The 13,370-nt window shown below is 71.9% G+C and carries 11 protein-coding genes; 6 read left to right on the top strand and 5 right to left on the bottom strand.

Annotated elements, in window-relative coordinates:
* Positions 1-659: 659 nt before the first annotated feature.
* Positions 660-1,460, bottom strand: coding sequence for a sigma-70 family RNA polymerase sigma factor (locus HH310_RS32940; RefSeq protein ID WP_169179617.1), 801 nt, complete (start codon positions 1,458-1,460; stop codon positions 660-662).
* A gap of 59 nt (positions 1,461-1,519) precedes the next feature.
* On the opposite strand from HH310_RS32940, the gene HH310_RS32935 reads away from it, so the two are divergent.
* Entirely contained in the window at positions 1,520-2,035 is a 516-nt protein-coding gene (locus tag HH310_RS32935; RefSeq protein WP_248294652.1) for a carboxymuconolactone decarboxylase family protein, read from the top strand.
* 6 nt (positions 2,036-2,041) lie between these two features.
* Here the strand turns inward: HH310_RS32935 and HH310_RS32930 are convergent, their stop codons facing one another.
* Genes HH310_RS32930 through HH310_RS32920 form a run of 3 tightly spaced genes read right to left on the bottom strand, consistent with a single transcriptional unit; the run spans position 2,042 to position 5,127 of the window.
* The gene (locus HH310_RS32930) at positions 2,042-3,286 is read right to left on the bottom strand and encodes a hypothetical protein (protein ID WP_169179616.1); all 1,245 of its coding nucleotides are present in this window, start codon (positions 3,284-3,286) and stop codon (positions 2,042-2,044) included.
* Entirely contained in the window at positions 3,258-3,857 is a 600-nt protein-coding gene (locus HH310_RS32925) for a class F sortase (protein WP_169179615.1), read from the bottom strand. The genes HH310_RS32930 and HH310_RS32925 overlap by 29 nt, the downstream gene beginning before the upstream one ends.
* A gap of 1 nt (position 3,858) precedes the next feature.
* Positions 3,859-5,127 carry a hypothetical protein gene (locus tag HH310_RS32920; protein WP_211192906.1) on the bottom strand — a complete coding sequence of 423 codons (1,269 nt, stop codon included), beginning with the start codon at positions 5,125-5,127 and terminating at the stop codon, positions 3,859-3,861.
* 120 nt (positions 5,128-5,247) lie between these two features.
* On the opposite strand from HH310_RS32920, the gene HH310_RS32915 reads away from it, so the two are divergent.
* Together HH310_RS32915 and HH310_RS32910 are read left to right on the top strand one after the other, a co-directional pair.
* On the top strand, positions 5,248-6,621 hold the full coding sequence (locus tag HH310_RS32915; protein ID WP_169179614.1) for a serine/threonine-protein kinase: 1,374 nt from the start codon (positions 5,248-5,250) through the stop codon (positions 6,619-6,621).
* 9 nt (positions 6,622-6,630) lie between these two features.
* The gene (locus HH310_RS32910; RefSeq protein WP_169179613.1) at positions 6,631-7,353 is read left to right on the top strand and encodes a 16S rRNA (uracil(1498)-N(3))-methyltransferase; all 723 of its coding nucleotides are present in this window, start codon (positions 6,631-6,633) and stop codon (positions 7,351-7,353) included.
* Positions 7,354-7,372: 19 nt separating this feature from the next.
* Here HH310_RS32910 and HH310_RS32905 read toward each other — a convergent pair whose 3' ends face one another.
* Complete coding sequence (locus HH310_RS32905) at positions 7,373-8,206, bottom strand: hypothetical protein (RefSeq protein ID WP_169179612.1); 834 nt, start codon at positions 8,204-8,206, stop codon at positions 7,373-7,375.
* A gap of 121 nt (positions 8,207-8,327) precedes the next feature.
* Between HH310_RS32905 and HH310_RS32900 the strand changes: the two genes are divergently transcribed.
* The 3 genes from HH310_RS32900 to HH310_RS32890 all read left to right on the top strand — a co-directional run bounded on the left by HH310_RS32900 (position 8,328) and on the right by HH310_RS32890 (position 13,336).
* A complete protein-coding gene (locus tag HH310_RS32900) occupies positions 8,328-9,866 on the top strand; it encodes an ABC transporter ATP-binding protein (protein ID WP_169179611.1) in 1,539 nt (512 codons plus the stop codon).
* On the top strand, positions 9,863-11,635 hold the full coding sequence (locus HH310_RS32895; RefSeq protein ID WP_169179610.1) for an ABC transporter ATP-binding protein: 1,773 nt from the start codon (positions 9,863-9,865) through the stop codon (positions 11,633-11,635). The genes HH310_RS32900 and HH310_RS32895 overlap by 4 nt, the downstream gene beginning before the upstream one ends.
* A gap of 969 nt (positions 11,636-12,604) precedes the next feature.
* On the top strand, positions 12,605-13,336 hold the full coding sequence (locus tag HH310_RS32890; RefSeq protein ID WP_169179609.1) for a dienelactone hydrolase family protein: 732 nt from the start codon (positions 12,605-12,607) through the stop codon (positions 13,334-13,336).
* The last annotated feature ends 34 nt before the right edge of the window (positions 13,337-13,370 follow it).

Genomic DNA, 13,370 nt, shown 5'->3' with positions numbered 1-13,370 from the left:
CGAACTCTCCAAGGTTCACCTCTGGCCGGAAAAGCCCGCCGGGCGAACGGCGCATTGGCTGACAAAAGCGCGCTCTACAATGGACGGATATCCCACGTTCCGGACGCTCGCCCACGATGTGGTCGCAGGTCTCAGCAAGTGGTCGCCCGTCCCAAACAATGGAAGCGCTACGTAGCCGCGCGCCGAGCCCGGCCGTCCAGCAGCCTCAGCCGACCCGGCCAGATAAGCGAAATGTCGTATATGAGGAGGTGGCGCGGGCTAAGGAGAGGGCGAGCGGCGAGGCGCATGGGCGCCAGCTCGCACCTGCTCGCCGCGGCCGCAACACCGGAGCGCCAGCGTCGAAGCGGACCCCGCCCAGGTCCGCGTGACGGTGGAGCACGAGGTGCGACACACTGGCCGACGCGTGGGCGGTGGCTGATGCGTGGGCGGTGGCTGATGCGTGGGCGGTGGCTGATGCGTGGGCGGTGGCTGACGCCTGCGCGGTGGCTGATGCGTGGGCGGTGGCTGACGCCTGCGCGGTGGCTGACGCCTGCGCGGTGGCCAATGCGTGGGCGGTGGCTGACGCGTGGGCGGTGGCTGACGCGGGCGCGCGCTGGCCGGCGCGTGGCAGCGCCCGGCAACCGGTGAGGCCACGCGCCCGCATCGTGCTTTCTCTCTGACTACGGGAGCGGGACCACCGCGATGGTGGCCAGCACCGCGGGGTCGGTGATCGCCTCGATCTGGGTGATCTGCTCGTGGTCGATGCTCACCCGCAGGATCGCCTTTGTCTCGCCGGCCACCGCCACCAGCACGCCGACCTGGCCGTCGACCAGGGCCGGGCGGGCCGCCTGGGCACGCCCCGAGAAGAAGTGCGCCACCCGGTCCGAGCCGCCCTCCTGCGCGCGGCCGTCCACCCGGATGCTGACCTCCGGGTCCAGCAGCGTCACCAACGTCTCCAGCTCGCCGCCGCGGGCCGCGGTCAGGAACGCGTCGACGATGCGGCGGTCGGCCCGGCCCTCGGCGGCCGGTGTCTGGCGGACCCGGCGCCGGGCGCGGCTGGCGAGCTGGCGGGTGGCCTCCGGGGAACGGTCCAGGATGGGGGCTATCTCGTCGAACGAGACGGCGAACAGATCGTGCAGGACGAAGGCCAGGCGTTCGGCCGGGGAGAGCGTCTCCAGGACCACCACGAGCGCCACGCCGACCGAGTCGGCCAGCAGCGCCTGCTGCTCCGGGCCGGCGGCGGGTGACGACGGCTCGACGGTGAACTCCTCCTCGCGCCGGGAGCTGCGGGAGCGCAGCATGTCCAGGCAGATCCGGCCGACCACAGTGGTCAGCCAGGCGTCCTCGTTCTGGATGTCGGCGCCGTCGACGCGGTTGTAACGCAGCCACGCCTCCTGCACCGCGTCCTCGGCCTCGGTCGCCGAACCGAGCATGCGATGGGCCATCGCCACCAAGCGCGGACGTGCGTCCTCAAAAGCCATTTCATCCCCCTTTGTGACCTACGTCACGACGGTCACGTTTGCTCGCGGTGCCTCGTCGTATGTCTGACGAAGCAAAGGACGCCGATGTGACCGGCGTACCCACCAGGGAGGAAATCATCATGCAGGCTCGAATGGAGTTCCCGAACGAGATGCTCGCCGACACCGCGAAGGCCATCAACCTTCTCTACAAAACGGCGCACTCGTCGGGGGTCGATCCGAAGGTCCTGGAGCTCGTGCATCTGCGGGCCAGCCAGATCAACGGCTGCGGCCCGTGCGTCGACGCGGGTGCCCGGGCCATGCGGAAGGCCGGCGAGTCCGACGAGCGGATGCTTTCGGTCCCGGCGTGGCGGGAGACGCCGTACTACTCCGAGCCGGAGCGCGCCGCGCTGAACCTGGCCGAATACGCCACCCGCCTGGCTGACCGGCCGGATGCCGTCCCGGACGAGGTGTGGGACGAGGCCGCGAAGCACTTCGACGTGAACGAGTTATCCGGCGTGATCCTGTGGATCGCGGTGACGAACCTGTTCAACCGGCTCAACGTCACCACCCGCACGCAGGCGCCGCAGGCCTGGTGAGAGCCGTCAGAGGTTCGGGTCTCGGCGGGGGACCGAGGCCCGGCCCCGGGCAATCGGGGGCGGTGCCCCAGGCTCGGAACCGGGTGCGGAACCGGGCGCGGGACCGGATGCGGAACCGAGCGTGGAACCGGATGCGGAACCGAGCGTGGAACCGGGTGCGAAACCGGGCGGGGCACCGGGAAGCGCGCCGGGCGGGATCCCAGACGGGGTCCCACCCGGCGCACCTGGCGTTGCTCCAGACGGCAACCCGGACAACGCACCGGGCGAAGCTTTGACCGGCGCCGCGGGCCGGCGAGACCGGCGCCCGGCGGCGACGAGTGCCACCGCCACCACCACGATCACGGTGATGCCGGCGGCCCAGGCGACGATGACCCACCGGTCGCCGCCACCGGCATCGGATCCGGTGACGACCGCGTTTCCGGTCAACGTCAGATCCGGGCTCTCCACCCGCACGTTGACGTCGGCCGGCAGCGACGGCGGCGTCCGGAAGCGAATCAGATAACGCCCGCGCAGCGTCGTCTGCACCTGATCGAGCGCCGGAACCACCACCGGGTTTCCGGCGGGCGCGAAGAACCCACCGGTGGCGGCGGCGGTGTCCGTCCAGAATCGGTTCGCGTCGGACGTGCCGACCACCACCAGTATCGTGCCCGACTCCCGCAACCGGGCGCCCAGCGACTCGGCCTCCTGCCGGTCCGCGCCGGGGGCCGTCGTGTAGAGGACGACCAGCCGCCGGCCGGGCGCCGCCTGCGGGAACTGCGTGGTCGCCAATGTCAGCGCCGCCACCGTGTCGCGATCGCCGGAGGGCCGGATCCCGTCGAGCGCCCGCACCACCGCCAGCGGGCCCTGCTGTGGCGCGATCACCGCCGTCGCCGGGTCGCCCGCGGTGATCACCACGGACCGCGCTGACCCGGGCGCCTCCAACGCGAACCGCGCCGCCGCACTCAACCAGGCCGGTAACGCCGCGGCCCCGTCCGTCGAGGTGTCCACCACCAGCGCCAGGTTCAGGCCGTCGGACATCACCGGCTCCAACCGCGCTTCTTCCCGTACGCCTCCACGAGTCACCGTCACGGTGCGGTCCCCGGCCGGGGCACCGAGGTCGGCGACGAGTGCCGTCTCGCCGCCGCCACTGAGCGCCGCGATGACCGGTAACGAACCGGACGGCGCCGGGCTGGGGGCGAACACGGGCAGGAACGCCACCGCGGCCAGCGCCGCGCGCAGCCGGTTACGCCCGGTCGGCGAAGACGATGACATTGTCTCGATAGCTTCTACGCGTCGTGTCGAAGCCGCCTCCGCAGGTCACCAGCCGCAGCGCCGGGTCGAGCGTCGGGGCGTACACGAGATCGGTGGGGAATTTGGTCTTGGGAACGCGGCGCACGCCGGTCACCCGGAAAGTCACCGACGTGCGGTCGGCGCGGTCCACCTTGATCAGCGCGCCGGGTTTGAGCGTGACCAGGTCGATGAAGACGCCCGGCCCCTCGCGCGAGTCGACGTGGCCGAGCACGACGGCGGGACCGGCCTGGCCGGGACGCGGCCCGTCGGCATACCAGCCGGCGACGTCGGTGCGGGTGGGCACGGCGATGGTGCCGTCGGTCGCGAGGCCCAGCGGTTCCAGCGACGTGCTGACCTTGAGGGCGGGGATGCGCAGCCGTACGGGCTTGGCGACGGCGTCGTAGTCGCGCGCCGACTGGAAGGAGACCTCCGGCGGCGGGACGGCGGCGGGCCGGGATGCGGAGGCGACGACCGCTGGGGCCTGCGCGCCGGACAGCACGGTCAGCAGGCCCAGCGCGAGGCCCACGACCACCAGCGTCCGGTACGCCGCCATGTCAGCGCGATCCGACCACGGCGGCCATCCCGCCGTATCCGGTCTGGGCACCACCCTGCGGCAGGCGCGCGGCCACCGTGGCACCGAACGCGTCGGCCAGCTGACGCGCCATTTCGAACATGTTCTCGTACGTCTCGTACGCGACGTTGTGCGCCTGCGTGTAGTCGCGCGTCCCGTAGGCGTCGGCGTGCCGCAGCAGCATCTCGTCGTGCCCGAGCAGAGCCGCGGCAAGTGTCGGCGCACTCATCCGGGCGCCGGTCGCGCCGGCCAGGAACGCGGCCATCTTGTCCTCGAAGCCGCGCAGCGCGTCGTTCGCCTGCTGCTGCCGGGCTTGGTCGCGGGCCGCGATCGCCGACGAGTACGCCACCAGGTTCTCCACGTGGTCGCCCCACAACGCCTGGAACTGTTTGGCCGCCTGGGCGCCGAAGAGGGTGTCCATCGCGCCGGTCAGGTCGCGGGTGTTCGCGTTGATCATGTCGCCGGAGGCCTTGAAGTCGGGCGTGCCGGTCACCGCCGCTCGGGTCACGTCCTCGACCAGCACCGCGTGCTCGGCGAGCAGCTTGCCGAGCTGCGAGCGCAACCGCCAGATCGGCTCGCGCAGGACCGCGCTCTGCTTCGGCGGTAACAGCGCGTTCGCCAGGGTCAGGCCCAGATCGTAGGTGTGCTGATAGCCCATTCGGTACAAATCGTCTGCGGTCGCGTAGTCCCCCTTGGCGTACGCGTCGGCCTGGTCTGTCAGATGTCGGACATGCTGCACGACCGCGGCCTGAGCGTCCTTCGTCGCGAGCCGCCCGTGCGAGGCGCCGGCGAAGAAGGATCCCAGCTCGGACTCGTACTCGGTGAGCTCCTCGTTCGCCTCCTTGCGTGCCTGCTCGTCCTGGTTAGCAAGGGCTCCGGCGTAGGCGAACAGCGCCACGATGTGCTCCGACCACTTTGGTGCGAACTGCTGCGCGGTCGGGGCGCCGAAGAGCTGTCCTATCAGGTCGGTCATGTCCGCGGTGTTCTTGCCGAGGGCCGCGTTGGCGGCCTGCACGAAGTCGTCGTCGCCGCGGATCCGGCTGCGCATCAGGTCGGCGGCGAGGACCGAGTGCTGGCCGAGGAGCGCCTCGAAGCGAATGGCAAGATCAGCCGGCGCGGCCGCCGCGGTCGCGGCGGTGACGTGCTGGTGGGGCGGGGCGGGAGCGGCCTGCTGCCGCACAGACGTGCCTGCCGGTAAAAGGGCCAGCAGGCCGGCGCAAAGACAAGGGAGCAGGTGTCCGCGAACCCTCATGGCACGACGCTACGCCGGACATCAACTGTGGTCGAGCCCTCGATCCCACCCCTCGGAAGCAACTGAAGCTTCCCTTCCCTGGAACACGTAAAGTTCATGTTGAGCGCGGAGGGTGACGTCATGACTGCGGTGGGCCAACGGGTGGCCTCTCGCTACCGGATCGTCCGGCCGCTGGGTTCGGGGGGCCTGAGCAGCGTGTGGCTCGCCACCGACGAGCGGTTCGGCCGCCCGGTGGCGTTGAAGGTGTGCCCGCCGCCGGACGGGCTGACCGCCGCCGAGGCGGAACTGGTTCGTGGTTGGACCCTGAAGGAGGCGCGCGCCTTCGCCCGGGTCCGCCACCCGAACGTCGTGCGGATCCGCGACGTGCTCGACGACGGCGGCGCGCCGTGGATCGTCATGGAGTACATCCCGTGCCGTTCGCTGCTCGAGATCATCGAGGAGACCGGGCCGGTGCCGCCGCGCCGCGTGGCCGAGATCGGGCTGGCCGTGCTCGCCGCGCTGGGCGCCGCCGGCCGGGCCGGGCTGCTGCACCTCGACGTCAAGCCCGGCAACGTGCTGATCGGCGACGACGGGCGGGTGCTGCTCACCGACTTCGGGCCGGTGGTCACCGGCGCCGGGATGGCCGCGCTCGCCAGTGCGGGCATCGCGTTCGGCTCGCCGAAATACCTTGCGCCGGAACGCTTACGGCGCGGCATCGCCACCGAGGAGTCGGATCTGTGGTCGCTGGGCGCGACCCTCTACCACGCGGTCGAGGGCCGGCCGCCGTACCACCGCAGCACCTCGGAGGAGGTGCTGCAGGCGCTGGCCGACACCGCGCCGGAGTCGCCGCTGCGCGCCGGGCCGCTGACCCCGGTCATCACCGGGCTGCTGCGACGGGAACCGGCCGAGCGGCTGACCGCGGACGAGGCGGCGAAACGCATGCGCCGGGTGGTCCGCGGGCCGGGCCGGCGCCGGCGGGTCGCGGTGGCGGCCGGGCTCGCGCTGGTGTCGGTGACCGCGCTGGGCGGTTCGCGGGTGCTGGGCGAGAGCACGACGTCGCAGGCCGGTCCGGTCACCGCGGCGGTGGCGCCCGCGACCACCCTCCCGCCGAGCGGTTTCACCTGGTGGAACGATCCGGCCGGGTTCCGGATCGCGGTGCCGGCCCGATGGAAGGTGAGCCGCGAGGACGACGGCGCGTTGCTGATGACCGGGCCGAGCGGCCGGCAGAGCGTACGGGTGAGCCGATGGCACGGGGTCGAGGGCGAGGACACCGTCTCCACGCTCGTGGCGCAGGAGCAGAAGTTCTGGCTCAAGCCGGGCTATCACCGCATCCGCATCGAGCAACTGCCGGAACCGCCGGACGCGGTGTGGGAGTTCACCTACGGCTCGATGCGCGGGCTGCAGCGCGTCGACGGCGACTTCCTGATCGACTGGCGTTCGACGACGGCGTCCTGGCCGTCCGGGCAGGGCACGCTCGGGCTGATCCTGGAAAGCTTCCGCGACGCGAGGAGGTAGCGTGCGAGCGTGTCCGCGCCGCTGTTCCTGGTCGACGTCCTGCCCGATGGTGACTCGTTCACCCTGACCGGCCCCGAGGGCCATCACGCCGCCACCGTGCAGCGACTGCGTGCCGGTGAGGCGCTGATCCTCGCCGACGGCCGCGGTGCCAGCGCCGCCGCCGAGGTCACTGCCGTCGGTCGCGGCAGCGTCGAGGTCATCCTCGGCGAGCGCGCGTACGCCTCCCCACCCGACCCGAGGCTGGTCGTGGTGCAGGGCATCGCGAAGGGCGACCGCGGCGAGCTGGCCGTGCAGGCGATGACCGAGATCGGGGTGGACGAGATCGTCCCGTGGGCGGCGGCGCGATCGGTCGCCCAGTGGCGGGGCGACCGAGGGGTGAAGGCGCGGGACAAGTGGGTGTCGACCGCGCGCGAGGCGGCCAAGCAGGCGCGGCGCGCGTGGCTGCCCACGGTCGGCGGCGATCCGGACTGTTCCACGAAGCAGGTCGCCGCCCGGCTGCCCACGTTCGTCCTGCACGAGGAGGCCACCGAGCGGCTGACCACCGCGACGCTTCCGGCGACCGGCGAGATCGTGCTGGTGGTGGGGCCGGAGGGTGGCATCACCGACGCGGAACTGCAGACGTTTGTCGAGGCCGGGGCGCGGGCCGTCCGCTTGGGCACCGAGGTGCTGCGCACGTCGACCGCGGGGGTGGCCGCGCTGTCGGTGTTGTCCGCGCGGCTCGACCGCTGGTAGCGCGCTTGCCGGCGGCCGCTTATCGGCGCTTGAGCAGGCTGCGGCGCTCCAGGCCCGGCAGCATGATCTGCTCGTCGAGGCCGTCGCCGGTGGCGACCTGCGCGGAGACGCGGGCGGCCTGGCGGCGGGCGAACAACCGGCGCAAACCGCGCGCGGTGATCTCACCGGCGTACCCGGATCCGATCTTGCCGAGGCGTTCGCCCTGCTCGGCGATCGACTGCTCCAGCTCGTCGAACGCCGCGTACAGGGCGCTGGTGTTCTTCTTCTCGTCGCCGAAGACGAACGGTCCGGAGCCGGCCATCGGTACGAACGGGATGCCCAGCAACGCCAGCTCGCGGTGCTCCCGCTCGTTCATCATCGCCACGACGTGGCGTACGTCCGCCCGCCGGCAGGCATTGATGAAGGTGCGATAGAGCAGCGAGCCGGCCTTGGTGTCGTGGTAGCCGGGCAGCACCGTGACCGCGGCGAGATCCCAGATCTTGCCGTCGTACAGCTCGTGGGCGTCGACCATCGACGACAGCGGGAAGCCGGTGAGCTCGGGCGCCTCGTCGAGGGTGCGGCCGCCACCGTCGATCACCCGGCCGGCGCCGGCCGGCATCCCGGTCTCGCGGTCGAGCACGAGCAGGAAGATGCTCGCGTCCTCGTAGCCGCCGAAGTCGATCTCGCGCCGCTCGACCGTGCGGGCCACGTCGGCCATCAGGTCGCGGGGGCCGACCGCCAGGGCGAGGAACCGCCCGGTCGACGGATGCGCCGCCAGCGCCATCGCGGACAGCCCGCGGACCACCGAGTCTGCCAGGTCGTAATCGGCCACGATCAAACCCCCGTACCGGGCTATCTGGATTAAACGGACCATTGCCACCTTAGTGAGAAATCACTCTCCGTCAAGAGGCCGAAATCACAGAGAGTGATTTTTTCAGATCAGAGTGTCCCGAAGTCTTGATCTGACCGGCCGGTCGGGCCAAGGTCGGTAGACGATGAGCCGCGACGTCCCCCCGAACATCCTGCGGCGCGCGCTCGTCCGGAATCGGTGGCGACTCGTCGCCGGAAGCCTCCTCGTCGGGCTGCATCAAGGGTGCGAGGCCCTCGTGCCGATCGCGATCGGCGTGATCGTCGATCACGCGGTGGCGACCGGTTCGACCGGCCGGCTCATCCTGTGGATCGCCGCGCTCGCGGGGCTGTTCCTGGTGCTCACCGCCGCCTACCGGACCGGGGCGCGACAGATCATGCGGGCCATCGCGGACGAGGCCCATCTGCTGCGGTTGGAGGTGGCGGCCAAGGTGCTCGACCCGCGCGCCGAGGTGCGCACCGGCGACGTGCTCACCATCTCGGCCACCGACGCCGACCACACGTCCTACCTGCTCGACTACATCCCTCGCATCACCGGGGCCCTGACGGCCACCACGGTCAGTGCGGTCGGTCTCTGTCTCATTTCCGTACGCCTCGGGCTCGTGGTCCTGATCGGCACGCCGCTCGTGGTGCTGGCCCTGCGCCGCGCCGCGCCCCGGATCACGCACCGGGTCGCCCACCGTCAGGAGGTCGCCGGGCGGGCGTCCTCGCTGGCCACCGACCTGGTCACCGGGCTGCGGCCGATGCGCGGGATCGGCGGCCAGGACGCGGCGGCGGCGCGCTACCGCGACGTGAGCCGGGAATCGTTGCGGGTGACCATGGCGGCGGCCCGCACGCAGGGCACGTTCCTGGCCGCGTCCACCACGGTCAGCACCATGCTGGCCGGCGGCATCGCGATCCTCGCCGGGTGGTCCGCGCTCACCGGGCACATCACCGTGGGCCAGCTCGTCACCGTGATCGGCCTCGCCGCGTTCCTGGCCGACCCGTTCGCGACCCTGGCCACCGCGCCCGGCTGGATCGCGTCCGTGCGTGCCTCCGCGGACCGGATCACCCGGGTGCTGCGGTCCACACCGGTCGCCGCGGCGGCCCGCGGACAGGCCCCGCTCACCCCGTTGGACGGCGAGTGCGTGGGTGTCGTGGTCACGCCCGACGCGGCCGCGTTCACCGAACTCTTCGAGGACGGATCACCCGACGTGCTCGTCGTCCCGCACCACCCCGACCTGTTCACCGGCACGATCCGGGAGAACCTGCTGCGCGGCGGCCCGGTCGAGGACGCCCTGCGCGCCTCGGCCGCCGACGACGTGGTCGCCGCGCACCCCGACGGGCTCGACCACGAGATCTCCGAACGCGGCGCGGCGCTCTCCGGCGGCCAGCGGCAGCGGCTGGCGCTGGCCCGGGCACTGCTCGCGACCCCGGCGATGCTGGTGTTGCAGGACCCGACCACCGCGGTGGACGCGGTCACCGAGCACACCATCGCCCGGGGCATCCGCGACCTGCGGCACCGGCCCGGCTCCCGGCTGCGCACACTGCTGGTCACCACCAGCCCGGCCCTGCTCGCGGTGACCGACCGGGTGGTGGTGCTGCGCGGCGGGATCGTCGTGGCCACCGGGACGCACGAGCTGCTCGCGGCCACCGATCCGGACTACCGGGCGGCGGTGCTGCGATGACCGGCGCGGCGTTGCCGATCGCCTCGTCCGCCCGGACGTGCGCGTGGTTCCTTGCCCGGCTGCGGGAGCACAAGCTCGAGGTGGCCGGGACGGCGGCCGCCGGGCTGGCGGCGGCGACCTCGTCGGTCGTGCCGGTCACCGCGCTCGGCCGGCTGGTCGATCTGGTCCGCGCGGGGGCGCCGCCGCGGGCGCTGCTGCCCATCGCGTTCCTCATCGCCGGTGCGGCGCTGCTCGGCGGGGTCGCCGGCGGGGTTACGTCGGTGCTGGTCAACCGTCTCGCCGAGCGCATCCTGGCGGCACTGCGGGAACAGACCGTGGCGGTGGCGCTGCGGCTGCCGGCCACCGTGCTGGACCGGGCCGGGCGCGGGGACCTGCTGTCCCGGGTGGGGGCGGACGTGGCCGCGGTCGGACGGGCGGCCGCCGACGTGCTCCCCACGATCATCTCCGCGAGCCTGCTGGCGGCGCTCAGCGTGACGGCGATGTTCGGGCTCGACTGGCGGCTCGGGCTGGCGGGGCTTGCGGCGCTGCCGCTGTATCTGCTGGCGCTGCGCTGGTATCTGCCCCGCTCGGCGCCGATCTACGCGGGCGAACGGGCGGCGGTCGCGTCCCGGTCCCAGTTGCTCATGGAGAGCTTGCAAGGTGTCCGCACCGTGCACGCGTACCGGCTGGAACGACGCCACCTGGACCGGATCGAGGAGGCCTCGGAGCGCGCGCGGGAGATGTCTGTCGGGGTGTTCACGCTGTTCACCCGGTTCGTCGGGCGGATCAACCGGGCCGAGCTGGCCAGTCTCGCCACGATCCTGGTCGCCGGGTTCTGGTTCGTGCGGGCGGGGTGGGTGTCGGTCGGCGAGACGGCGGCCGCGGCGGTGCTCATCCATCGGCTGTTCACGCCGGTGTCCGAGATCCTCTACATCTTCGACGAGATCCAGGAGGCGGGCGCCGGCCTGGCCCGGCTCGTCGGGGTGGGGACGCTGCCGGTGGCGCCGGTGGGCACGATCGTTCCGGTGGTCCCGGACCTCACGCTGGACGGGGTCAGCTTCGGGTACGAGTCCGGGGTGCCGGTGCTCGGCGAGGTGGTGCTGCGGGTGGCGCCCGGGGAGCGGGTCGCGCTGGTCGGCTCGACCGGGGCCGGGAAGACCACGGTGGCCTCGATCGCCGCGGGCATCCTGCGGCCCGTCTCGGGCACGGCGTGGGTCGGCGGCGTGCCCGTCGATCAGCTCGCCCCGGGCGTCGTGGCGATCGTCAGCCAGGAGACCCACGTGTTCGCCGGTGCCCTGATCGATGACGTACGGTTGGCCCGCCCGTCGGCTACGGAGAGTGAGGTCGAGTCGGCGCTCGATACTGTCGGTGCTCTCGACTGGGTGATGCGGCTCCCGAACGGCATGGAGACGCTCGTGGGCGAGGGCGGCCGCCCGCTGACGTCGGCGCAGGCGCAGCAGCTGGCGCTGGCCCGGCTTGTCTTGCTGGACCCGCAGGTGGCGATCCTGGACGAGGCGACCGCGGAGGCGGGCAGTGCGGGCGCGCGGCAGCTGGAGGAGTCCGCGATGGCCGCGACCAAGGGCCGCACGACGTTGCTGGTGGCGCACCGGCTCACGCAGGCGGCGACAGCGGATCGTGTTGTGGTGCTCGAACACGGAAGGGTGGTGGAGGAGGGCACCCACGACGATCTGGTCACGGCGGGTGGCCGGTACGCGGAGCTGTGGTCGGCGTGGCAGTCCCGCTCCCGGGTGGCATCCCCCCTACGCACCTGCGGCGACGTCATGTCCTAGCCCACCCAGTGCCCGCCACCTCCGCAGTGCCCGCCACTCTTGCATATACGACATTTCCGGTATCGGCCGGGTCGGCTGGGGCTGCGTGGCCGGATGACAGCGGAGCCGCACGAGCAACGGTGCACGGCTGCGTGGTGGTTCCATTCTGTGGGACAGGTGGCCGCCTGCTGGGACCGGCGACCACATCTTGGGCCAGCGTCCGCATTGCGGGACCCCCGTCCATTGTGGACGATAATTTTTTCGTTTAATGCGGCTATTGCCCGGCAGCTTTTTCCGGCCGTATGTGAACCTTGGAGAGTTATGGCCCGTATGTGGGCGCAACTCTCCAAGGTCTTGAGCGATCCCACCATGTGAGCGAATGGTCTACATAGTGGAACTGTTCAGCTGGTTCTCGCGCCGCTCACCCTCCGATGCGGTGGCCTTCCGTGGCGGACCTGAGGGCCGTCGCTGTGGGGAGCCGGGACGTCCCGGCCGTGACGGGTCCCCACACCCGCTGTGGGTCGCCATGGTGTGGGGAGCCGCAGCCTCCCCGGCGTCGCGATTCCCCACACGTGGGTGTGGGTGGTCGCGGTGTGGGGAGCCACAGCCTCCTAGCCGTCGCGACTCTCCACACGTGGGTGGGGGTGGCCGCGGTGTGGGCAGCCGCAGCCTCCGCGGCGTCGCGACTTCCCACACGTGGGTGGGGGTGGCCGCGGTGTGGGCAACCGCAACCTCCCCGGCGTCGTGACTGCCCACACCCGGGTGGGGGCGCCCGCTGTGGGGAGCTGGGACCTGGCCGGGCCTGGCGGCGTCGCCTCGCACGGGGACTCCCGGCCGACGGAACCAGCTGAACAGTTACACGTAGTGGGAACTTGTACGCCGTTCGCGGATCTAGGCCAGGGGCGTCGTCCGGACCGGCCGCCGGCCTCGGGAGGTCTACTTCCGGGGATTCGCCGGGGACTAGGCCGGGGCGTCAGTAGGGTGCGCGCCATGAAGATCCGTGAGGAAGAAGTTCGGATTCCGGCGCCCGACGCTGCGATCCGGTCCATAGTGATCCGGCCGGTGGGGGACGGGCCGTGGCCCGGGGTGCTGTACTACACCGACATCTTCCAGCTCACCGAGTCCACCCTGCGGACGGCGCGGCGGCTCGCGGCGTACGGGTTTGTCGTCTGCGTGCCGGAGATCTATCCGCGGGGCGAGGTGGCCGGGGTGGCGCTGGAGTTCGACGACGCCGGGAAGCAGGCCGGGCTGAGCGCGGCGGCCGAGACGACGACGGCGCAGTTCGACTCGGACCGGGTGGCGGCGCTGGACTACCTTGGCGGGCGCGACGACGTGAGCCGGCTGTTCGCGACGGGGTTCTGCCTGGGTGGGCATCTGGCGTTCCGGGCGGCGTTCGACCCGCGGGTCGAGGCGACCGTGTGCTTCTATCCGACCGGTCTGCACAACGGCTCGCTGGGCGCGGACGACCCGGGCTCACTGTCGCAGGCCGCCGAGATCCGGGGGCCGATGATGATTGTCTTCGGCTCGCAGGACCCGCATGTGCCGGCCGACGCGCGCCTGCAAACCATTTCTTCCCTGTACGCCTCCGGGCTCACCGACCTGGAGCTGCACGTTTATCGGGGTGGTGAGCACGCGTTCATGCGCGACATCGGCGCACGTCACGACCCGGTGCTGACCGACCTGGCGCTGACCGAGGCGGTGTCGTTCTTCGCCGGGCGCTGACCCGACCGGGCCGTCCGCGCGGGACAGCCCGGTC

This window comes from Actinoplanes sp. TBRC 11911, assembly GCF_012933445.1.
In the GTDB taxonomy this organism is placed as follows: Bacteria; Actinomycetota; Actinomycetes; order Mycobacteriales; family Micromonosporaceae; genus Actinoplanes.
Note: the sequence above shows the minus strand (reverse complement) of the source record. Positions and strands in the feature narration are given on the sequence as shown.